Below are 20,925 nucleotides of genomic sequence, written 5' to 3'. Positions count from 1 at the left end.
GACTCACACCAATTGGTTTTTATTCAAGTAGATACCGAACAGAGTGGTCTGTTCGGCGGTGCGGCGCCATTCTATCACACCCCCTCGTCTGGCCACCGTCTCCTTGACCAGGAAGAGGCCCACACCGTGATCGCCGGTCTGACGGCTCACCCCGTAGTCGAACAGGTGATCCGCCAGCGCCTCGTCCACCCCCTCGCCGCTGTCCTCCACCTCGATCACCAGGCGGCGGCCGAAGTCGTTGATAGAGATCAGCACCCGGGGCGGACAGCTGTTGCGCCGCGCCCAGGCGGCGCGGATGCCGTTGTCCAGCAGGTTGCCGATGAGGGTAATGAGATCCGCCGACACCGCCGCCGGATACTCCCCGAGCGCCGAGTCGGGATCCAGCACCAGGGTCACCCCCAGCTCCCGCGCCCGGCTGAACTTGCCGAGGATGAGGCCAGCCACCGGTTTGTCCTCGATGGCCCGCAGCAGCCCCTGCAGCATGGTCTGGCACGCCTCGCTCTCCTGCTGGATCAGCTCCACCGCCTGATCCACGTGGCCGAGCTGCAACAAGCCGGAGAGGCTGCTCAGCTTGTTGGCAAACTCGTGGGTCTGGATGCGCAGCATCTCGGCATACTGGCGCAGATGGGTCACCTGCATGCCGAGGCTGCCGGTCAGCTCGGGGCGGCTGAAGATGATCAGGCGGCCGGGCACCTTGCCCTCCACCGCCTGCCAGCACCCAACGAACGCCTCCCCGTGCACGGTGAAGCCGAGCTCGGTCTCCACCTGGGTCAGGGCGGGCGCCAGGGGCGGCGAGACCTGTGCCAGGGGCTGACCCAGCAGGGCGTGGCGCCCCGTGCCCGGCAGGCGCAGCTGATAGAAGGCGGCGCTGTTGAGCATGCGGATGCGGCCCTGGCTGTCCAGGGCTATCACCCCTTCCGGGATGTGCTCCAGCACCAGATCCTGCAACATGAAGCGATGGACGATGGCCTCGGGTTCGAGATCCAGCAGGGTACGACGCAGCAGATGCTGCACCCAGAGCGCCAGCAGCAAACCGCACCCCAGCACGGCAAGGATGGCGCAGGCCAGCAGGGCGACCCGCTCCAGGTAGATGCCCTCCACGGTGCGCATCAGGTAGCCCACCACCACGGCGCCCATGGCGCGACCATCGGGGCCGAGCACGGGGGCGAAGCAGCGGATGGCGGGCCCCAGGGTCCCCGCATCCTTGGAGCAGTAGCTGATCCGCTGGTTGAGGGCGGGCCAGATGTCGTCGCCGCGAAACCGGCCGCCGACCCGCGCCGGGGAGGGGTGGCTCAGGCGCACCCCATGCTCGTCGGTCACCACCATGTAGGCGGCATCGGTGCGGCTGCGGATCCCCTCCACATAGTCCCGCAGGCCCGGATCCCGCCCCTGCTTGAGGGCCTGTACCACCCGGCTGTCCGCCGCCAGCACCCGGGCCAGATCGCCGCCGCTCTCCTGCAGGTTGCTCTCCAGCAGGTGGCGGATAAAGAGGGCGAGCAGGCTGCCCAGGATCAGGATCAGCAGCAGTGACAGCCCGAGGGAGAGGGTGACCACTTGGTGACGCAGTTTCATCGATTAGCCTTGCAACATCAGGACGCGGACCAATAGTGCGGACGCCACCAGGTCTGGTCAATGAGGGGGGCGGGATCACCGTCAAAATCCGCCAATCCCTCCTCGCGGGCGGTGAGGGCCACGGCGCGAGCGACCGCGCGGGCCACCTCCCCCACCTGCTCGATGGGAGGCAGCAGGCGCCCCTCTGCCAGGGGATAGGCCCCCACCGCCCGCACCGCCGCCTGCAACATGCCGTCACTGATGCGCCTCGCCTTGACCGCGCAGGCGCCGAGACCGATGCCAGGGAAGACATAGACGTTGTTGCACTGGGAGACCACACGCGCCTCCCCCGCCACGGTCACCGGGGCGAAGGGGCTGCCGGTGGCGAGCAGGGCGCGACCATCTGTGGCCTGCCACACCTGCTCCGGCGTCGCCTCGGCGCTGCGGGTCGGGTTGGAGAGCGGCAGTATCACCGGCCGCTCGCACGCCTCCCCCATGGCCCTGAGCACGGCCTCTGTAAAGAGCCCGCCCTGGCCGCTCACCCCGATCAGCACCCCTGGGCGCAGCCGCTCAATGAGCGCAGGCAGGGCGGCGCAAGCCTCTTGCGCCGGACGGGCAAAAGGTCGTTGGGATGGGGTCAGATTGGCGCGATCCAGGCAGACCAGCCCATCTTGATCAAACAGTTGCACCCGATCCGGACTGCCCGCCAGTTGCGCCAGCATGGCGGCGATGCCGCAACCGGCAGATCCCGCCCCGACGATGAGCACGGGGGTGTCGGCCAGGGTAGTGCCCGCCTGCTGCAAGCCCGCCAGCACGCAGGCCGAAGCCACCGCCGCCGTGCCCTGGATGTCGTCGTTGAACATGCACAGCTCATCCCGGTAGCGGGCCAGCAGATTGGCGGCATGCTTGCCGGCGAAGTCTTCAAACTGCAACACCACCTGGGGCCAGCGGGTGCGGATGGCCGCCACCACCTTGTCCATGAAGTGGTAATAGGATTCGCCATCCACCCGGTTGGCCTGCCAGCCGAGGTAGGAGTCATCCTCCAGCAGCTCGGGATTGTTGGTGCCCACGTCCACGCACAGGGGCAGGGTACGGGCCGGGTTGATGCCGCCGGCGGCGCTGTAGAGCGCCAGCTTGCCGATGCAGATCCCCATGCCGCCGATGCCGAGATCCCCCAGACCCAGCACCCGCTCACCGTCGGAGATGACGATGACGTCCACCTCCTGCTCCACCGAGGCGAAGATGGCGTCCAGATCGTCTCTGTCGTGCCAGGAGAGGTAGAGACCGTGGCTGCGCAGATAGAGATCGCTGTGGCGCTGGCAGGCCTCCCCCACCACCGGGGTGTAGATGATGGGCAAGAGCTCCGGCAGGTGGTGGCGCACCAGATCGTAAAACAGCACAGGGTTGTCTTCTTGCAGCTGGCGCAGCAGCAGGTGCTGGTCGAACGGGCTCTGCATGGCGCTGACCAATCGGTAGATGCGGCGCCGCTGCTGGGCCAGGGACTCCTCCTTGTGGGGCATGCGCCCCATCAGGCCCTGACGCTTGCGTTCGGCGTAGGGCAGGCTGGTGCCCATCATGATGTCGTTCATTGTCGATTCCTTATGCCAGCAGCGAGATGAGCAGGGTGGCCAGGATCAACATGACGGCGCCCCCGAGACGGGAAGAGATCTGGGCGAACGGCATCAGCTTCATGCGCTGGGCCGCCGACAGCACGGCCACATCGCCCGTGCCCCCCATGTTGGCCATGCACAGGCCGCCGGTGATGGCCGCCTCTATGGGATAAAAACCTATCATGCGCCCCACCAGGGCCGCGCCGAGGGCGCCGCCGACCACGGTCACCAGCACCAGCACGAAGTAGCTGACGGAGAAGGCGCTGATGAGCTCCGGGATGCTGGTATAGGCGACCCCTATGCCCACCAGCAGGGAGGGGGTGAGATTGGTGACCACGAACTGGTACCAGTCGGCGGCAGCCTGCTCGTAGCGGCGCGGCAGCAGGCCGCTCACCTTGACGAAGGCCACCGCCAGTATCATGAGGGCGAAGGGGTGCATGGGGATGAAGTTGCCGAGCAAGGAGCCCAGCACGAACATGCTGGAGCTGATGAAGAGCCCGAGGCCCAGACTCTCCAGCGTCGGCGCCTGGGCCTGCTCGTCGGCGACGCTCTGGCTGTTTTCCTTGACCATCAGCTTGCCGTTGCCGGTCAGGGAGGGGTAGCGACGACCGAGGCGCGCCAGCAGGGAGCCCATCAAAATGGCCAGGGTGTTGGCGATCACCACGGCGGGGACCATGCGCGACAGCAAGTCTGCGCTGGACATCTGCAAGGGGCCGGAGAGGATCTCCACCAGGGGCACGGCGCCGGCGCCCATGCCGCCACCCATGATGGGCAGGCCGATGAGCAGCACGGCATTCTTGAAGCCATAACCCATCAGGGAGCCCACCAGACCGACGCTGAGCAGCGCCACGGCGACCCCACCCAGGATCACCGGCAGGTAACGCATGGCGGCGTTTTTCAGCAGGGCACTGCTCATCCCCAGCACAGATCCGGTCACCAGGCTGGCGATGAAGAAGTTCAGAAAGCCCCCCTCCTTCATGAAGCGGGTGATCACCTGACCGGCCTCGACCGGCAGCACCTGGTATTCGAACAGGGCGGCGCCGCCGAAGATGGCGAGTATGGTGCCGCCCCCCAGGTATTCACGGATGGGGTGGATGCGCTCGCCCAGCTCGCTTAGCAGGGTGCCGAGCACGAACATCAGCGCCAGGGCGCCGACCATGCCGAGCGGCAAAGAGCCGTTCCAGCCGGAGAAGAGGACGCAGGTGGCAAGCCCGAGGAAGATCATCATGGGCATGCCGGCGATTTGTTGACTGCCCCAGGGGGCGGCTTTCGGGGTAGAGAGGCTTTTCATTGTTATGCTCCAGGGTGTGAGGTGGCGCTACTCTAGTGCCCCGCCCCTCGCCTGTCGGTTAGCCCGGCTGCAAAGGCATATAAAAACATTAAAACCTTAAACGCCACCTCCCTGCCCGGCGAAACCTAACAGGTCTCCCGCCCCTTGCCCGCCGTGGCCACGGGCCAGCTCGGTCAAACAAGATCTCGATCACACTATTTACTTAGCCTGCTAAATAAATATAATACTTAGCAGGCTAAGTAACAGGAGCGAGATGATGGTCAAGGATCTGGAGATGTTGCGCGAGTTGTCCCTGGCGGAACAGTTGGCCCGGCTCAGCCGGTTGTGGCGCACCGTGGCCGATCACGAACTGGCCCCCCTGGGGCTGACCCATCCCCGCTGGACCGCGCTGTGGAAGCTCTCCCGCCTCGGGGGCTCCCTCAGCCAGAAGAGCCTGGCCGATGCCCTGGAAATCGAGCTGCCCTCCCTGATGCGCACCCTGGGTCAGCTGGAGGAGCAGGATCTGATCGCGCGCCACTGCTGCCATCAGGACAAGCGGGCCCGCATCGTGACCCTGACCCCGGCGGGCAAGGCCCTGCTCGACCAGATCGAGGACCGCATCATAGGGGTGCGCCGGGAGCTGCTCGGCGGCATCAGCAATCAGGATCTGATCCAGTTCGAGCAGATCATTGCCCGCATCTCGACCAATGCCATCGACAAGCTGGAACAACAGAGTGAAGAGAGAGAATAAGATGACGCCGGATCAACAATTTGCCCGCTGGATAAAGTTTGCCATGCTCGGCTTCGCGGCGGTGTTTGCCTACTTCCTGCTGGCCGACATCGAGATGCCCCTCACCCCCCAGGCCATGGCAACCCGGACCGTCACCCGCATCACCCCCCAGGTCAGCGGCAAGATAGTCGAGGTGGCGGTGAGCAACAACCAGGCCGTCAAACGGGGGGATCTGCTGTTCGCCCTGGATGGCGAACCCTTTCGCCTGGCGGTGGAGCAGGCCCGGCTCGCCCTGGATCAGGCCATGCAGGACAACCGTCAGCTCGATGCCAGCCTGGACGCCGCCAAGGCGGATCTCAGCGCCAACCTGACCGATCTCGCGCAAAAGGAGCGCGATGCCCGTCGCCTGGAGACGCTGTTCGCCAAGAAGCTGGTCTCCACCCAGCAGCGGGATCAGGCCAACAGCGCCTGGCAGACCGCCCGCGCCAACCTGATGGCAAGCCGGGCGCGCCTGGACCAGATCAGGGTCAACCGCGGCCTGGCAGGCGCCGACAACCTGCGCCTGCGCCAGGCCCGCAACAAGCTGGCCCAGGCCGAGCTCAACCTCGCCTACAGCCAGGTGACGGCGCCCCAGGACGGCATAGTGACCAATATGCAGCTCAAGCAGGGCAGCTTCGCCGCCGCCGGATCGCCCCTGCTGGCCCTGGTCTCGGACAAGGTGGATCTCATCGCCGATTTTCGCGAGAAGAGCCTGCGCAACGTCACGGCGGGGGCCAGGGCCCTGATCGCCTTCGATGGCAAGCCCGGCCAGATCTTCCAGGCCAGGGTCAGCAGCCTGGATGCCGGGGTCAGCGCCGGTCAGTTCGATGCCAACGGCCTGCTGGCCAGCCCGGTGGAGTCGGATCGCTGGGTGCGTGATGCCCAGCGCCTGCGCCTGCACCTGACCCTGGATAAGATGCCCAAGGGCCTGCCCACCGGAGCCCGCGCCACCGTCCAGCTGCTGCCAGACAACGCCCTGACCGCCCTGTTTGCCCGCGGCCAGATCCGGTTGCTGAGCCTGCTGCACTACATCTACTGATGCCAAGCGGACGCACATAATGGCAAGTACCCTGATCAACCCCACCCTCTGGCACAGGCCCCTGGCGGCCAACGAGCTGCGCCAATGCCTGCGCATCGCCTTCGGCAGCACCCTGGGCTTCCTGCTCTGCAAGCTGTTTGGCTGGAACTACGGGGTCTTCTTCACCGTGACCCCCATGCTGCTGCTCGGCATGGTGCCCGTGATGAGCGGCCACGCCGCCCGCCAGCTGATCGCCGCCGCCGTGATGTGCGGACTGGAGGTCGGCCTGCTCGGCGGTCTGTTTGGCGCTCATCCCGCCCTGATGACCCCCGTCGCCTTCCTGCTGTTCGTCTATCGCTTCGCCGCCATGTCCCGGGGCAGCCTGTTTCTGTTTGGCGCCAACGGCGTGCTCAGCCTCAGCATCATGCTGCACTTTGCCAGCTACCCGGACACGGACTTGAACGATCTCATCTTCAGCAACCTCTGGGCCAACGTGCTCTCCGTACTCATCGCCTACCTGATGACGGCCCTGCTGCCGGACGTGGAGCCCAGACCCAGCCCTGTGAGCCAGCCCAAGGCGCCGCACCGGATGCGCCACGAGGCGCTGCTGGGGGCCGCGGTCGCCACCCTCTCCTTCCTGGTATTCCAGATGTTCGACCTGCGCGACTCCATGTCTGCCCAGGCCACCACCCTGCTGGTGCTCTTCCCCATGCACTGGAACGGCGCCCTCGGCTATGCCAGGCGCCGGGCCATGGGGACCCTGCTCGGGGTCAGCTTCGGCATCCTGTGCCAGCTGGTGCTCTATGACTGGTCCGGACAGCTGATCCTGGTCGCCCCCCTGCTCTGGCTCGGCGCCATGCTGTTCAGCCACGCCCACGTCAAGGAGGCGAGCGGTTCGGGAGTCGGCTTTGGCGCCCTCACCACCCTCGGCATCCTGTTCGGCCAGTATCTGACCCCGGGCAACGATCTGGTGTTCAGCGCCCTCTATCGGGTCAGCAGCATCCTCTTTGCCATCGTCGCCACCCTGCTGGCCTGCTACCTGCTGCACCACCTGCTTAACCGGTTCGAGGCGACCCGCTTCGGCCACTGACTACTGTGATGAGCCCATGGACGAGCTTGCTTTTTGCCCCGATCATCGGGGCTTTTTTTGGCCACAAGCCAGGCCCGGGGCGAGGGGGAAACGTCACGACTCGACCAGGGGTTTGCCCCTGCCCCTTGCCTGAGCCGCCCGCTCTGTTAGGCTTTACCCCAGGTTATGGGTTCAGTCGAACCTATATCGCACCAATGGAGTCTTCATCGTGATGTTTCTGCGCTTCTCTCTGCCGGGCGCCCTGCTGCTCGGCCTCGCGGGCTGTGCCCCGGCTCCCCACACCCTCACCGTCACAGGCGGCGCCCCAATAGCCTATCAGTGTGCCAACGACCAGAAGGTTCAGGTGAGCTACTACGCCCTCTCCGACGACAGCCTCAACTTCATCAAGCTCGCCCTGCCCGATGGCAAGGATTACACCCTGCCCCAGGTGGTCTCTGCCTCTGGCGCCCGCTATACCGATGAGCATGAGGCCGTCTGGTGGAACAAGGGGAGCGAAGGCTTCGTCGAGATGAGGGGCGAGAGCGGTGAATGGCAGAGCGCCTACACCGACTGCAAGCAGCAGTGAGCCCAAGGGGCCATACCGCCAGACAGCAAAAAGGCCAACCCCTGGGTTGGCCTCTTCTTTGCGTCTGCGCTGTCGTGGCTCAGGCGCGCTTGTCCGTCACCACCAGCCAGAGCGCATGGACCATGCCGGGCAGGCCGCCGAGCAGGGTCAGCACTATGTTGAGGAAAAAGTGCAGGCTCAAGCCGACCTGGATAAAGGCGCAGACCGGGGGCAGAAAGATGGCCAGCAAGATTTTGACTAGGTTATTCATCACATTCTCCCGTGAGTTTGATGCCCTACAGTAAGCCTCACGCACTCAGTTGGCAACTAAGGCGCGGATTGCCCTCCCTCGCCGGCCCGCCGCTTCATCCCAGGCCAGGCGCCCCCAGATCGCCATCAGGGCCCGAGGTCACGCCAGCTGCAGACAGGAGATCCGACTCTTGTGTTCCCGCTCCCGCCAGCCGTTGAGGTCGTGAACGATCTGGTTGCTGCTGCCGCGCCAGAGCAGGCCGGGATCGGCCAGGGCCTTCTCGAACTTGCCATCCACCAGCACGTCCAGCAGGGCGACCAGCTCGCGCTGGGCCGGGCTGAGATCTGCCAGCAGATAGCCGGTCCAGCACCAGATGTCCTTGCCGGGGCACTCGGCCCGCACCCGCTTCACCAGCGCCAGCACGCTGGCCAGGTTGGCGGGGTGGAGCGGATCGCCGCCGGAGAGCGACAGCCCCCGCCGCTTGATGCGCGAATCGTTGAGATCGCCAATGATGCGATCGCTCATCCCCTGATCGAACGGCTTGCCCCCATCGAGGCGCCAGGTGCTCTGGTTGTAGCAGCCTGGGCACTGGTGCTCGCAGCCCGACACAAACAGGGTGGCGCGGGTGCCGGGGCCATTGATCACATCGACCGGGTAGTACTGGTGGTAGTGCATCTTTTCTCTCGGTTCACTGTTTGGCAGGCAAGTGATGATGGATTTTCAGCCCCCTCATCCCCAGCCCTTCTCCCACTCTTTTCAACGTGAGCGGGAGAAGGGTGCAGAGCGACGTATTGCGGATAGTCCCGAGGAAACCAGCTTGCCAATCAGAACAAGAGATGACTGTCGCTCTTCGGCCCCCACAGCTCAGCTATCGGTTCCCTCTCCCTCTGGGAGAGGGCCAGGGTGAGGGCTCGGCTTACATATGCTTGACCCGGCGCTTCACTTCTTCCTGCTTGCCCGCGTTGAAAGGGCGCGCATCCGGGCTGCCGAGGTAGCCGCACACCCGGCGGGTCACCGACACCTTGGCCGGATCGTGGTTGCCGCAGCGCGGGCAGGTAAAGCCCTTGGAGGTGCACTCGAACTCGCCGGTGAAGCCGCAGTCGTAGCACTCGTCTATGGGGGTGTTGGTGCCGTAATAGGGCACCTTGTCATAGCTGTAGTCCCAGACGTTCTCGAGCGCCTCCAGGTTGTGCTGGATGTTGGGGTACTCGCCGTAGCAGATGAAGCCACCGCTGGCGATGGGGGGATAGGGCGCCTCGAAGTCCAGCTTGTCGTAAGGGTTCACCTGCTTTTCCACGTCCAGGTGGAAGCTGTTGGTGTAGTAGCCCTTGTCGGTCACCCCGGCCACCACGCCAAACTCCTTGGCGTCGATGCGGCAGAAGCGGGTGCAGAGGTTCTCGCTCGGGGTGGAGTAGAGGCTGAAGCCGTAGCCTGTCTCCTCCTTCCAGGCGTCGGTGGCCGCCTTGAGCCGCGCTATGATGGCGATGGCCTTCTGGCGCAGGGTCTCGCTGTCAAACAGGTGTACCGAGTCGCCGAACAGGGCGTTGATGGTCTCGTGCACCCCTATATAGCCGAGGGAAATGGAGGCACGGCCATGTTTGAAGATCTCGCTGACGTTATCGTCCGCTTTCAGCCGCACACCGCAGGCCCCTTCCATATAGAGGATGGGGGCGACCCGGGCTTTCACACCGTCCAGGCGCTCGATGCGGTACATCAGCGCCGTCTTGGCCACCCGCAGGGCGGCGTCCAGACGATCCCAGAAGTCCGCTTCGTCACGGGATTTCAGCGCAATGCGCGGCAGGTTGAGGCTCACCACCCCCAAGTTGTTGCGTCCCTCGTGGACCAGCTCACCATTCTCCTTATAGGCACCGAGGAAGGATCGGCACCCCATGGGAGTCTTGAAGGAGCCGGTCACCTTGACCACCTGGTCATGGTTGAGGATGTCCGGATACATCCGCCTGGAGGCACACTCCAGCGCCAGTTGCTTGATGTCGTAGTTGGGATCGCCCTGCTTGTGGTTCAGGCCATCCTTGATGGCGAACACCAGTTTCGGGAACACGGCGGTCTTCTTGTTCTTGCCAAGGCCTGCGATACGGTTGCCGAGGATGGCGCGCTGGATCATCCGCGACTCCCAGCTATCCCCCAGGCCGAAGCCGAAGGTGACGAAGGGGGTCTGACCGTTGGCGGTGTGCAGGGTGTTGACTTCGTACTCCAGTGACTGGAAGGCGTCGTAGCACTCTTTCTCGGTGCGGGCCATGGCGTAGGCATCCACATCCTGGATCCCCCACTCTTCGGCCACTTCACGATGCTTCTGCCAGCTGATGGTCACATAGGGGGCCAGCACTTCGTCGATGCGGTTGATGGTGGTGCCGCCATAGATGTGGCTCGCCACCTGGGCGATGATCTGGGCGGTCACCGCAGTGGCCGTGCTGATGGATTTGGGGGTGTCGATCTCCGCGTTGCCCATCTTGAAGCCGTGGGTCAGCATCCCCTTCAGGTCGATCAGCATGCAGTTGAACATGGGGAAGAAGGGGGAGTAGTCGAGATCGTGGAAGTGCAGGTCGCCACTCTCGTGGGCCTGAACCACCTCGCGGGGCAGCATGTGGCTGATGGCGTAGTGCTTGGCGACGATACCGGCCAGCAAGTCGCGCTGGGTCGGGATCACCTTGGAGTCCTTGTTGGCGTTCTCGTTGAGCAGGGCCGCGTTGGTCTGCTCGACCAGGCCGCGGATCTCCTGGGCCAGGCGGCCACGGGCCTCGCGGGCCTGATCCCGGTCGTGACGGTATTCGATGTAGGCGCGGGCGATGGCCTTGTCGTCGGAGGCCATCAGGTGGTTCTCGACCCGGTTTTGGATCTCGTGGATATCCACCTCGCCCCGCCCTTCCAGCTCCTGGCTGACGGCGCCGGCGATGCGCTCGGCCAGCGCCGGACTGGCCTGATTGACCGCTTCCGCCGCCCGGCTCACCGCCTCGGCAATCAGCTGGCCATTGAATGGCGCACGGCATCCATCACGTTTGATCACAACCGGTTTCATCTCTTATCCCCGCAAAAAATGGTCGTATCGGGTCGACCCGATGAGCGATGCCAGCCCGCCCGGCTCACCAGGGCGAGGCGGGGCCAGCCGGGCCTCTGACCCTGGCTGACATCTGGCAGAGGCTGACGTTATACACAGCTTACAAACACAATATATAGGTGATTTATTTCTTTAATGCCCTATATGTGGTGGCTATTAGGCCCCAAAGCCGGCACCGCTTTCTTGATCCAGGACAGGTTTTCCGCCAGCTGCTCAGTTAGAAATCAGACCCAAAGGGATAGTATTTCCGTCCAGGCCAGACCCCGATTGGCCCGGACGCGGATCCCCGGTTTTCACTTTTTTGCTCTTTTCCAGGTCTCCCCTGATTCGCCGCGACGGCGCCGTCCTCTCCCCTGTCGCCATCCCTGATCCTGCGGCCAGCAGAAACGGCAGACCCGGCCTGGGCCGGGTCTGCTGTCATCGTGAAGAGGGGGGCTCAGGGCTGAAGCGCCGCCTGCAACTCGGCTTCGGTCCAGATGGTGATGCCGAGCTCCTGGGCCTTGACCAGCTTGGAGCCGGCGGCGTCCCCGGCCACCAGCACGTCGGTCTTGGCCGACACCGAGCCCGCCACCTTGGCCCCCAGGGCCTGCAAGGCCGCCTTGGCGTCGTTGCGCGAGAGCTGGGTGAGGGTGCCGGTCAGCACGAAGGTCTTGCCGGCGAAGGGCTGGGCGCTTGCCTCCTTCTTCTCGATGGCCGGCCAGTGGATGCCGGCGGCCAGCAACGCATCCAGCACCTCTATGTTGTGGGGCTGGCGCAGGAAGAAGTAGACATGCTTGGCCACCACGTCCCCCACGTCCGGCACGGCGAGCAGCTGCTCCACGCTCGCCTCCCGCAGCGCCTCCAGGGTGAGGAAGTGGTTGGCGAGGTTCAGCGCCGTCGCCTCCCCCACCTCGCGAATGCCGAGGGCAAACAGGAAGCGGGGCAGGGTGGTGCTGCGGGCCTTGTCGATGGCGGCCACCAGGTTGAGGGCGGATTTTTGCCCCATCCGCTCGAGACCGGCCAACTGGATGGCGTTGAGGCCAAACAGGTCCGCCGGGGTCTTGATCATCCCCTTGTCCACCAACTGATCCACTATCTTGTCCCCCAGGCCATCCACATCCATGGCGCGGCGGGCGGCGAAATGCTTGATGGCGGCGGCGCGCTGGGCCTCGCAGAACAGGCCGCCGGCGCAGCGGGCCACCGCCTCCCCTTCCAGCCGCTCCACCGCCGAGCCGCACACCGGGCACTGGGCGGGGAAGAGGATCTCGCGGGCATCCGCGGGGCGCTTCGCCTCCACCACGGCCACTATCTGCGGGATCACATCCCCCGCCCGGCGCACGATCACGGTATCGCCGATCATGACGCCGAGGCGCGCTATCTCGTCGGCATTGTGCAGGGTGGCGTTGGAGACGGTGACGCCGCCGACGAACACGGGTTTGAGCTTGGCCACCGGGGTGATGGCGCCGGTACGGCCCACCTGGAACTCGACATTCTCCAGCTCCGTCATCTCCTCCTCGGCCGGGAACTTGTGGGCGGTGGCCCAGCGCGGCGCCCGGGCCACGAAGCCCAGCTCCAGCTGCAAGGGGATGGCATCCACCTTGTAGACCACGCCATCAATTTCATAGGCCAGCTCACCGCGACGGGCCAGGATGTCATCGTGGAAAGCCTGGCAGCCGGCCGCCCCTTCCTTGAGCTTCACCTCGGGGCTGAGCGGCAGTCCCCAGGCCTTGAGCTGATTGAGGCGAGCGAAGTGGGAATCCCCCAGCTCGTCGCCGCCCACCCCCACGCCATAGGCGTAGAAGCTCAGGGGACGGCTGGCGGTGATGCGGGAATCGAGCTGACGCAGGCTGCCGGCGGCGGCGTTGCGCGGGTTGACGAACACCTTCTCCCCGGCGGCCAGGGCTTTCTCGTTCATGGCCGCGAAGCCGGCCCTGGGCATGAAGACCTCCCCCCTCACCTCCAGCCGGGCGGGCCAGCCGCTGCCCCGCAGGGAGAGCGGAATGGCCTTGATGGTGCGCACGTTCTCGGTGATCTCCTCCCCCGTGGTGCCATCGCCCCGGGTGGCCGCCTGCACCAGCTGGCCCTCCACATAGAGCAGGCTGACTGCCAGGCCGTCCAGCTTGGGCTCACAGCAGAAGGTGAAACTCACCTCCCGCTTGAGGCGATCCTTCATGCGCTGCTCGAACGCCTGCAGCTCCTCGCCGCTGAAGACGTTGTCCAGGCTCAGCATGGGGATCTCGTGGCGCACCTGTTTGAAGGCCGAGAGCGGCGCACCGCCGACCCGAGCGCTGGGGGACGAGGGGGTCTTCAGCTCGGGATGCTCGGCCTCGAGCGCAATCAGCTCGCGCATCAGGCGATCGTATTCGGCGTCCGGCACAGTGGGGTTGTCCAGCACGTAATACTGGTGGCCGTAGTCATTAAGCAGTTCACACAGCTGGCTGTGGCGGGAGAGGGGCTCGCTCATGAAAAAGTCTCGAAGTGTGATGAAAAATCCAGGCCGGGGCAGAAACAAAAATGCGGCACCTGGGTACCGCACTCTTGCTCTTGCAGACCCCGGGGAGTCTTAGTCGCGGCCCGCCTCGAAGGCGGCCAGCTCGCGGCGATAACGGGCTATGGTCTCGTCGCTCAAGGGGCTGCGCTCCATGTCGGTCAGCATGGCATCCAGATCGCTGGCCAGCTGATCGGCGGCCTGCAACATGTGTTCGAACGCGAACGCCACGTTGCTGCGCAGGGGCAACTGCATGAAGAGCGACACACCCGGGGTGCTGAACTGCTCCATGCGGTAGGGGTTGAAGGTGCCCGGCTTGACCATGTTGATCATGGAGAAGAGCACCTCCCCATGACCATCCAGCCCCTCGTGGCGGTGGAAGATGTCCATCTCGCCAAACTTGAACGCCAGAGATTGCAGGGAGGCGAGCAGGGCGGCCCCTTGCAGCTCCTGACCGGGGCGGGCCATCAGGTTGATGACGTAGACATCCTGCCAGATCTTCTCGACCGGGGCGCGTACCGGCTCGGGCTCGTCATAGACGGGGGCCTGAACGGGAGCGGCGCGCTCGCTCCGGGTCTCGACCAGGGGGGCGCGTTCGGCGACGGGTTCGGCGGCCTGACGGGGTTGGGCCCGGGGCGCCTCGCCAAAGCTGAGGCCGCTGGTGTAATCGGGCTCGCTCTGGGGCTCATCATCAAACGGCTGCATGGCCGGTTCGCGCTGGGGGCGGGAGCGGTAGACCGGGGTGCGACGATTGACCTGGGCAGGCTTGCGCTGGGGCTCGGGTGCCACTGTCTCCAGCACCGGCTCCTCCATCTCCTCTTCCTCTTCATAGACGGGAGGGGGAGCGACCGGACGGGCGACGGGTTTGCGCGGGGCGGGCGGCGGCAGCTCGTCCTCGTCCTCGTCATCGAGATACTGGCTGCGCGGGACGGCTTCGCTCTGCAGCTTGGGCTCGGCACGGCGCCCGGCACTGACCACGCGCACCTGGCCGATGCCGTCGCTGTCGAAGGCATCGCTGTCACGATCCCGTGTTTTGCTGTCCATCCGGTTCAAGGGTTTCTCCTTGATCGGGGACTGACGATTCTTCCTGTTGCTCCACAACCCGTGAATGAGCAATGCCGCAATGGCAATCCCGCCCAAGGCGACCAAGATGTAACGCAATTCCTGCATTAGCTGCTTCTCTTTCTAGTTTTGCTCAGCCAAAGCGACGGCTTCACCGATATCGACCGAGACGATGCGAGAAACCCCAGGCTCTTGCATCGTTACGCCGACCAGTTGTTCGGCCATCTCCATGGAGACCTTGTTATGACTGATATAAATGAACTGTACTGTGCTCGACATCTCTTTGACAAGAGAACAGAAGCGACCGACGTTCACTTCATCGAGCGGTGCATCCACCTCATCCAGCATGCAAAATGGCGCCGGATTGAGTCTGAAGATGGCAAAAACCAGCGCCAGCGCGGTCAAGGCCTTCTCCCCCCCGGAAAGCAGGGCAATGGTAGCATTCTTCTTGCCCGGAGGTCTTGCCATGATGCTCACCCCGGCCTCCAAAAGATCGTCGGAGGTGAGTTCCAGCCAGGCACTCCCGCCCCCAAACACCTTGGGGAACAGGGATTTTAAATCTTCATTGACCTTATCGAAAGTGTCACGGAAGCGTATTTGTGTCTCTTTATCAATTCTTTTAATGGCTTGGCTCAAGGTTTCCAGTGCCTGTTCGAGATCCTGGCACTGATCTTCCAGGTATCCGGCCCGGCTCTTCGCCTCTTCATACTCCCCAAGGGCGGCCAGATTGATGGCCCCCAGCGCCTCCACCTGCCCCTCCAGGGTCTGGATCTCCTGGCGCAGGGCGGTGCGGTTGGCGGCGATGAGCGCCGCCTGATCGAGGTCAATCAGGCGCACCCCCAGCTCCTCGAGCTGCTCGTGCAGCCCCTGCCTGCGGGTGAGATTGCGCTCGCGCTCCAGACGCAGCTGGGCCAGCTGCTCTTGCAGGGTCACCATCTGCGCCCGATCCCGGCTGCGGGCCTGCTCCAGCTCGGCCAGCGCCTGATCGAGGCGAGCGATGCGCTGATGACAGGCAAGCTGGGCCTCTTCGAGGGCGCGCTGCTCGCCAAGCAGGGGCGACAGTTCCTGACTCTCCTGCGGCTGCGGCGCCTTGAGCTGCGCCAATTCCAGCCCGAGCCGGGCCAGCTCCTGCTCGCGCAGGGCGATAAGCTGATTCAGATTCTGTTTTTCCAGCAGCAGGCGCTGGCACTGCCCCTGCTGCTGCTCACGGCGCCCCCGCGCCACCTCCAGATCCTGCTCGGCCCGCTGCGCCTGCTCCTCGAGCAGACGCCGCTGTGCCTGCTCCGACTCCCCCTGGGCCAGGTGCTCCTGCCACTGGGCATCGGCCAGCTCGAGGGCCTGGGTGAGGGCCTCGCCGCGGCTGGCCTCGGCGGCCTGCTCGGCGTCGAGGCGGCTCAGCTCTTCGCCGAGCTGGCCCAGGCGCAGCAGACGCTCCTGACGCTGGCCCTGCTGCTGGCTCCAGGCTTCCCGCAGTTGCTGCCACTGCTGCTCCTGCTCGCGCAGGGCGCGCTGGCTCGCCTCAAGAGCGCCGTGCAGCTGGGCGCGTTCGCCATCGGCCCCACTCAACCGGGCATCCAGCCGGGCCAGCGCCTGCTCCCCTGCGGCCAGCTCGGTGTGCAACCGCTCACGTTCCCCCAGCAGCGCCAGGGTGCCAAGGGCGCCGCCCTGACCGAGATCGGCCCAGTTGGGGCCAAACCAGTCTCCCGCCGGGGTCAGTACCGACTCACCGGCCAGGAGCGATGGCTGGCGGGCCAGCGCCGCCGCCCTGTCATCGGCCAGCCAGATGACGTTGAGGAAGGCGGGGATGTGCTCCCCCTCCAGCCGGGCCGCCAGGGTGCCTGGTACCGCAGGCTGAGCCGGGCCTATCCAGAGCCCGTCTTGCGCCAGGTTGCACTCATCCCCCGGCTGGGCGGTGAGCCAGCGCCCGAGCACCTTGTCCAGGGCCTGGGCCCACTCGGGGGCGACCTGCAGCCGGTCCGCCAGGGTCGCGCCCAGCATCTGTTCCCCCAGCATCTGATCAAGAGTGGCGAGGCGGGCACCGAATTCGCGCAGCAGACCCCCCTGGCTATCCCGCTCTCCCTTGAGCGTCTCGTGGCGGGCCACGGCGGCCTGCCACTGCGCCTCCAGCTCGTCATGTCGGGCCCGGGAGAGCGCCAGCTCATCCGACAGGGCATCCAGTCGGGGTTGCAGATCCGGCTGCTGGCCGAGGGCGTCCCCCTGCGCCTCCTCGAGCTTGAGCCGGGCGAGCCGGGTCCTGGCCTGCAACTCCTGCAGGCCCTGTTGCTGGGTGCGGATCTGATTGAGCTGGGTTTGCAGCTGCCCCTGGCGCTGCTGCCACTGCTGTTGCCGTCCCCTGGCTCCTTCGAGGGCCTCGCTCACCGCCAGCCGTCGTACCTGCTGCTCGGTGAGCAACTGCTCACACTGCTCGAGGCGGGCCTCTTCCTGCTCGGTGGCCAGGACAAGATTTGTCTGGGCCTCATGCTGCTCGGCCAGCTGGCCCTTGAGCCCCTCGACTCGCTCACTCAGGGCGCCGTGGCGAGCCTGCCAGTCGCGCCCCAGCTCGTCTCGGTGCAGTTGCTGCTGCTCTAGCCGGGCGATGGCCTGACCGCCAAGGAAGAGCTGCTGCTGGCGCGCCGTCTGCTCGGCCTGGGCCTCCTGGCGGGCCACCGACAGGCTGATGTGGCGGCTGTCATCCTGGCTGCGTCTGGCGTCGAGGGCGGCGATGGCGAGCTCCACCTTGCCCAGCTCCTCCTTGGCCTGAGCCAGTCGGGTCTCCAGCGCCCACAGCTCGGAGCCGATGAGCTCGGCCCGGGCGGCGCGCGAGCGGTGCTTGAGCTGGGTGTAGCGTTCGGCTGTCTCGGCCTGGGACTTGAGGTGTTCGAGGCGCGAGCCCAGCTCGCCGCGAATGTCGCCGAGCCGCTCTAGGTTCTCCTGGGCGTGGCGGATGCGCAGCTCGGTCTCCCGGCGCCGCTCCTTGTAGCGGGAGACCCCGGCGGCCTCCTCCATGAACAGCTTGAGATCGGCGGGGCGCGACTCCACCAGCCGGCTGACGGTGCCCTGCTCTATGATGGCGTAGCTGCGCGGCCCCAGGCCCGTGCCGAGGAAGAGGTCGGTGACATCCTTGCGGCGGCACTTCTGGCCGTTGATCTCGTAGTGGTTGGAGCCGTCGCGCAGCACCTCACGGCGCACCGAGATCTCGCCGAAGCGGCCAAATTCACCGGGCACCCGGTTGTGGGGATTGTCGAACACCAGTTCGACCGAGGCGCGGCCATGGGCGCTGCGGTTGAGGGAGCCGTTGAAGATGACGTCCGTCATGTTCTCGCCGCGCAGATGGCGGGCCGAACTCTCCCCCAGCACCCAGCGTACCGCGTCGATGACGTTGGATTTGCCGCAACCATTTGGCCCCACTACGGCGGTCATGTCGGCACTGAGCACTATCTTGGTCGGCTCGACGAACGACTTGAAACCGGCGAGCTTGATCAATTTCAGACGCATGGAGGCCTATATCCGGGCTAAATAGTGGGGCGGCGGGCTGGCGACTTTACCAAATCCAGACCCGGCTTTGTGTGTAATATGCAGGCATCATCCCCATCCCTGCCCGATTTTCAGTCGTCACGGCACGAAATAAGGAATGGTCGGCGACTTTACCAAATCAATGGCTTGTTTGTAATATGCAGGCTGTTTCCTGTCACGGATGGAGCTCATATGAGCCAATCACGCCCCCTAGTCAACGACTCTATCAGCGGTGCAGACTACTTCCTGCGCGGTTTCTCACTCATCCGCCAACCCGGGATCCGCACCTTCGTGCTGATCCCCCTGCTGGTCAACTTCGTGCTGTTTGCCGGTGCCTTCTACGCCCTCTTGCTGCAACTGGACGGCCTGTTCGCCTGGCTGCACCAGCAGATCCCGAGTTGGCTCTCCTGGCTTGATTATCTGCTCTGGCCCATTGCCCTGATCACCATACTGGTGGTCTTCTCCTTCCTGTTCAGCTCGGTGGCAAACTGGGTGGCCGCCCCCTTCAACGGCCTGCTGGCCGAGAAGGTGGAGCAGCAACTCACCGGGCAGGCGAGCGCCGAGACGGGCATGCTCGACATCGTCAAGGATGTGCCGCGCACCTTCGGCCGCGAATGGAAGAAGCTCAAATACTATCTGCCCAAGGCGATCGGCTGCCTGATCCTGTTCCTGATCCCCGTGGTCGGCCAGACCCTGGCCCCCCTGCTCTGGTTCCTGTTCAGCGCCTGGATGATGGCGATCCAGTATGTGGATTATCCGTTCGACAACCACAAGATCGACTTCATCACCATGCGCGATGCCTTGAAGCAGCGGCGCGGCAAGTGCCTGAGCTTCGGCGCCCTGGTGACCCTCTTCTCCGCCATTCCCGTGGTGAACCTGTTCGTGATGCCGGTGGCCATCTGCGGCGCCACCGCCATGTGGGTGGATCAGTACCGGGATGAACAGCTCGGACGCTGAGGCGATGACGGCATGAGAAAAAGAGGGGGCAATGGCCCCCTTTTCATTACTTAATCTAATGTGAATATGGTGTCGCTTGTAGGGACTGCGCAGGATTGTTAGGATGCGGGCCTTTCTTTAATCCCGGGTATTTCTCATGTTACATGCACTCTTCCTGCTCGGTCTGGTGGCCGAGGGAATGACGGGGGCCCTGGCGGCGGGTCGCAGGCGGATGGACCTGTTTGGCGTTGTCATCATCGCCTCGGCCACGGCCATCGGCGGGGGCACCATACGGGATGTGCTGCTCGGCCACTACCCCCTGCTCTGGGTCGAGCATCCCCACTATGTGCTGCTGGTGGCGGGGGCTGCCCTGCTCAGCGTCATCTGTGCGCCCCTGATGCGCTACCTCGGCAAGCTGTTCATGGCCCTCGACGCCCTGGGATTGGTGGTCTTCTCCATCTTCGGGGCGGCCCGCGCCCTGGAGATGGGGCACGGCGCCGGCATCGCCTGCATCATGGCGGTGGTGACCGGGGTGTTTGGCGGCGTGCTGCGGGACCTGCTCTGTCAGCGCATTCCCCTGGTGTTCAGACGCGAGCTCTATGCCGGCGTCTCCCTCATCACCGCCGGGCTCTATTGCCTGGCCCTCGAGCAGGGGCTGCCCAACGACTGGGCGGCGTTCGGTGCCATCGGCATCGGCTTCGTGCTGCGGCTGCTGGCGGTACGCTTCAAGTGGGGACTGCCTACCTTCAACTACCAGTACGCTTCCCACTGAGTAGCGTCTGCCCTCTGGATTGCGAGCAACAAAAAAGCGCCTGACGGCGCTTTTTTGTTGCTCGGGGCTACTTGATCCCCTCCGAGCTGAAGAAGGTCGCCTTGTCGGCGATGAACCGGATCTTGATGTTGTGCTGGGCATCGCCCCAGACACAGCTGGTGGTACCGAGCACGTCGTCACAACTGTCCGCCTTGCCGAGGATGGTGCTCGCCTGGTTGTAGCTGATCCCCATCTTGAGCTTGTCATAGTTGTCACGATTGACCTTGCTGCAACCCGTCAATACCAGGGCCATCAAGGCGCCTATCAGGATCTGCTTCATCTCGTTCTCCTCTTCTGGTGAGCGCAAAGCCTAGCAGGCCCGCCCCGCCCCTGTCAGCAAATAAGGCCGAATGAGTCTACCAACTGCGGGCTGGGCCGGTATCGAGGTGAACGAAATTGTCGCTGGGGTAGTAGCCCACCCCACCCACCTTGAGCTGCAGCGCCGCCTGGTGCAGGTGGGCGAGCTGCACCCCTTGCAGCCGCACATCGACCGCCTGGCCCAGGGTGTGGTAGCTGCGCTTGGCAACCCCCTTGCTGCGCCTGTGCTTCGCGGCATTGGTGGCGGGGGAGCGGTAACCCGAGATGAGCTGGATCTCGCCCCTGTGGCCGAGGCGTTGCTGCAACAGGAAGAGCTGATCGAACAGCTTGCGATCCATGTTGAACACCTCGTCCCGGCGATAGTCCCGCAGCAGGTGATTGAGTTCGGCCAGACCATCGGGCAGGTAGCGCCCCTGCTCCCAGTAGCTTGCCTTGACCCGTTCGCCGGTATTGAGGTTGAAGAAGCTCAGCTCGCGGCTGTGAGTGCTGCGGCTCGCCAGGGCCGGAAAGGAGAGCAGGCTGGCTCCCATTGCACAACCGGCCCCCAGCAGCAGGCGGCGTCGGCTTATCTCTGTGTCGAGCATGTCGGCTCCGTCCGTAAGTGAATGAATTTGATACAACCGCTCGAACTTACCCGCCGTCT

17 protein-coding genes are annotated in these 20,925 nt (G+C 64.8%); 6 read left to right on the top strand and 11 right to left on the bottom strand.

Annotation, left to right across the window (positions count from 1 at the left end):
• Positions 1 to 3: 3 nt before the first annotated feature.
• Genes ACW5W4_RS08730 through ACW5W4_RS08720 form a run of 3 tightly spaced genes read right to left on the bottom strand, consistent with a single transcriptional unit; the run spans position 4 to position 4,452 of the window.
• The gene (locus ACW5W4_RS08730; protein ID WP_456689103.1) at positions 4 to 1,572 is read right to left on the bottom strand and encodes an ATP-binding protein; all 1,569 of its coding nucleotides are present in this window, start codon (positions 1,570 to 1,572) and stop codon (positions 4 to 6) included.
• 17 nt (positions 1,573 to 1,589) lie between these two features.
• Positions 1,590 to 3,140 carry an NAD-dependent malic enzyme gene (locus tag ACW5W4_RS08725; protein ID WP_456689102.1) on the bottom strand — a complete coding sequence of 517 codons (1,551 nt, stop codon included), beginning with the start codon at positions 3,138 to 3,140 and terminating at the stop codon, positions 1,590 to 1,592.
• A 10-nt stretch (positions 3,141 to 3,150) separates the two neighbouring features.
• Positions 3,151 to 4,452, bottom strand: a complete 1,302-nt coding sequence (locus ACW5W4_RS08720; protein ID WP_456689101.1) for a 2-hydroxycarboxylate transporter family protein — start codon at positions 4,450 to 4,452, stop codon at positions 3,151 to 3,153.
• 256 nt (positions 4,453 to 4,708) lie between these two features.
• On the opposite strand from ACW5W4_RS08720, the gene slyA reads away from it, so the two are divergent.
• The 4 genes from slyA (at position 4,709) to ACW5W4_RS08700 (ending at position 7,873) form a co-directional block, all read left to right on the top strand.
• Positions 4,709 to 5,182 (top strand): transcriptional regulator SlyA, encoded by a 474-nt coding sequence (gene slyA, locus ACW5W4_RS08715; protein WP_456689120.1) that lies wholly within the window; start codon positions 4,709 to 4,711, stop codon positions 5,180 to 5,182.
• A 1-nt stretch (position 5,183) separates the two neighbouring features.
• Entirely contained in the window at positions 5,184 to 6,239 is a 1,056-nt protein-coding gene (locus ACW5W4_RS08710) for an HlyD family secretion protein (RefSeq protein ID WP_456689119.1), read from the top strand.
• A 19-nt stretch (positions 6,240 to 6,258) separates the two neighbouring features.
• Entirely contained in the window at positions 6,259 to 7,308 is a 1,050-nt protein-coding gene (locus ACW5W4_RS08705) for a DUF2955 domain-containing protein (protein WP_456689100.1), read from the top strand.
• A 211-nt stretch (positions 7,309 to 7,519) separates the two neighbouring features.
• Entirely contained in the window at positions 7,520 to 7,873 is a 354-nt protein-coding gene (locus ACW5W4_RS08700) for an MliC family protein (RefSeq protein ID WP_427260783.1), read from the top strand.
• 79 nt (positions 7,874 to 7,952) lie between these two features.
• Here ACW5W4_RS08700 and ACW5W4_RS08695 read toward each other — a convergent pair whose 3' ends face one another.
• The 6 genes from ACW5W4_RS08695 to ACW5W4_RS08670 all read right to left on the bottom strand — a co-directional run bounded on the left by ACW5W4_RS08695 (position 7,953) and on the right by ACW5W4_RS08670 (position 18,199).
• Entirely contained in the window at positions 7,953 to 8,123 is a 171-nt protein-coding gene (locus tag ACW5W4_RS08695) for a YqaE/Pmp3 family membrane protein (protein WP_408792446.1), read from the bottom strand.
• A 138-nt stretch (positions 8,124 to 8,261) separates the two neighbouring features.
• Complete coding sequence (gene nrdG / locus ACW5W4_RS08690) at positions 8,262 to 8,777, bottom strand: anaerobic ribonucleoside-triphosphate reductase-activating protein (protein ID WP_456689099.1); 516 nt, start codon at positions 8,775 to 8,777, stop codon at positions 8,262 to 8,264.
• Positions 8,778 to 9,018: 241 nt separating this feature from the next.
• Positions 9,019 to 11,136 (bottom strand): anaerobic ribonucleoside-triphosphate reductase, encoded by a 2,118-nt coding sequence (nrdD, locus tag ACW5W4_RS08685; protein WP_456689098.1) that lies wholly within the window; start codon positions 11,134 to 11,136, stop codon positions 9,019 to 9,021.
• 475 nt (positions 11,137 to 11,611) lie between these two features.
• Positions 11,612 to 13,618 carry an NAD-dependent DNA ligase LigA gene (gene ligA / locus ACW5W4_RS08680; protein ID WP_456689097.1) on the bottom strand — a complete coding sequence of 669 codons (2,007 nt, stop codon included), beginning with the start codon at positions 13,616 to 13,618 and terminating at the stop codon, positions 11,612 to 11,614.
• A 99-nt stretch (positions 13,619 to 13,717) separates the two neighbouring features.
• Positions 13,718 to 14,812 carry a cell division protein ZipA gene (zipA, locus tag ACW5W4_RS08675; RefSeq protein WP_456689096.1) on the bottom strand — a complete coding sequence of 365 codons (1,095 nt, stop codon included), beginning with the start codon at positions 14,810 to 14,812 and terminating at the stop codon, positions 13,718 to 13,720.
• Between the two features lie 15 nt (positions 14,813 to 14,827).
• Positions 14,828 to 18,199: an AAA family ATPase gene (locus tag ACW5W4_RS08670; RefSeq protein ID WP_456689095.1), complete on the bottom strand. Its 3,372-nt coding sequence runs from the start codon at positions 18,197 to 18,199 to the stop codon at positions 14,828 to 14,830.
• Positions 18,200 to 18,409: 210 nt separating this feature from the next.
• On the opposite strand from ACW5W4_RS08670, the gene cysZ reads away from it, so the two are divergent.
• Entirely contained in the window at positions 18,410 to 19,174 is a 765-nt protein-coding gene (gene cysZ, locus ACW5W4_RS08665; RefSeq protein WP_408792458.1) for a sulfate transporter CysZ, read from the top strand.
• 136 nt (positions 19,175 to 19,310) lie between these two features.
• On the top strand, positions 19,311 to 19,925 hold the full coding sequence (locus ACW5W4_RS08660) for a trimeric intracellular cation channel family protein (protein ID WP_427260730.1): 615 nt from the start codon (positions 19,311 to 19,313) through the stop codon (positions 19,923 to 19,925).
• Between the two features lie 67 nt (positions 19,926 to 19,992).
• Here the strand turns inward: ACW5W4_RS08660 and ACW5W4_RS08655 are convergent, their stop codons facing one another.
• Complete coding sequence (locus ACW5W4_RS08655; RefSeq protein ID WP_427260729.1) at positions 19,993 to 20,244, bottom strand: DUF3862 domain-containing protein; 252 nt, start codon at positions 20,242 to 20,244, stop codon at positions 19,993 to 19,995.
• Between the two features lie 76 nt (positions 20,245 to 20,320).
• Positions 20,321 to 20,866, bottom strand: a complete 546-nt coding sequence (locus ACW5W4_RS08650) for a DUF882 domain-containing protein (RefSeq protein WP_427260728.1) — start codon at positions 20,864 to 20,866, stop codon at positions 20,321 to 20,323.
• Between the last annotated feature and the right edge of the window lie 59 nt (positions 20,867 to 20,925).

It is taken from the genome of Aeromonas crassostreae (genome assembly GCF_054052445.1).
This window is presented reverse-complemented; position numbering and strand designations above follow the sequence as displayed.

Excerpts from the sequence above, each read along its gene's own strand:
- ACW5W4_RS08730 (WP_456689103.1), bottom strand. The coding sequence starts at position 1,572 with ATGAAACTGCGTCACCAAGTGGTCACCCTCTCCCTCGGGCTGTCACTG.
- ACW5W4_RS08725 (WP_456689102.1), bottom strand. The coding sequence starts at position 3,140 with ATGAACGACATCATGATGGGCACCAGCCTGCCCTACGCCGAACGCAAG.
- ACW5W4_RS08720 (WP_456689101.1), bottom strand. The coding sequence starts at position 4,452 with ATGAAAAGCCTCTCTACCCCGAAAGCCGCCCCCTGGGGCAGTCAACAA.
- slyA (WP_456689120.1), top strand. The coding sequence starts at position 4,709 with ATGGTCAAGGATCTGGAGATGTTGCGCGAGTTGTCCCTGGCGGAACAG.
- ACW5W4_RS08710 (WP_456689119.1), top strand. The coding sequence starts at position 5,184 with ATGACGCCGGATCAACAATTTGCCCGCTGGATAAAGTTTGCCATGCTC.
- ACW5W4_RS08705 (WP_456689100.1), top strand. The coding sequence starts at position 6,259 with ATGGCAAGTACCCTGATCAACCCCACCCTCTGGCACAGGCCCCTGGCG.
- ACW5W4_RS08700 (WP_427260783.1), top strand. The coding sequence starts at position 7,520 with ATGTTTCTGCGCTTCTCTCTGCCGGGCGCCCTGCTGCTCGGCCTCGCG.
- ACW5W4_RS08695 (WP_408792446.1), bottom strand. The coding sequence starts at position 8,123 with ATGAATAACCTAGTCAAAATCTTGCTGGCCATCTTTCTGCCCCCGGTC.
- nrdG (WP_456689099.1), bottom strand. The coding sequence starts at position 8,777 with ATGCACTACCACCAGTACTACCCGGTCGATGTGATCAATGGCCCCGGC.
- nrdD (WP_456689098.1), bottom strand. The coding sequence starts at position 11,136 with ATGAAACCGGTTGTGATCAAACGTGATGGATGCCGTGCGCCATTCAAT.
- ligA (WP_456689097.1), bottom strand. The coding sequence starts at position 13,618 with ATGAGCGAGCCCCTCTCCCGCCACAGCCAGCTGTGTGAACTGCTTAAT.
- zipA (WP_456689096.1), bottom strand. The coding sequence starts at position 14,812 with ATGCAGGAATTGCGTTACATCTTGGTCGCCTTGGGCGGGATTGCCATT.
- ACW5W4_RS08670 (WP_456689095.1), bottom strand. The coding sequence starts at position 18,199 with ATGCGTCTGAAATTGATCAAGCTCGCCGGTTTCAAGTCGTTCGTCGAG.
- cysZ (WP_408792458.1), top strand. The coding sequence starts at position 18,410 with ATGAGCCAATCACGCCCCCTAGTCAACGACTCTATCAGCGGTGCAGAC.
- ACW5W4_RS08660 (WP_427260730.1), top strand. The coding sequence starts at position 19,311 with ATGTTACATGCACTCTTCCTGCTCGGTCTGGTGGCCGAGGGAATGACG.
- ACW5W4_RS08655 (WP_427260729.1), bottom strand. The coding sequence starts at position 20,244 with ATGAAGCAGATCCTGATAGGCGCCTTGATGGCCCTGGTATTGACGGGT.
- ACW5W4_RS08650 (WP_427260728.1), bottom strand. The coding sequence starts at position 20,866 with ATGCTCGACACAGAGATAAGCCGACGCCGCCTGCTGCTGGGGGCCGGT.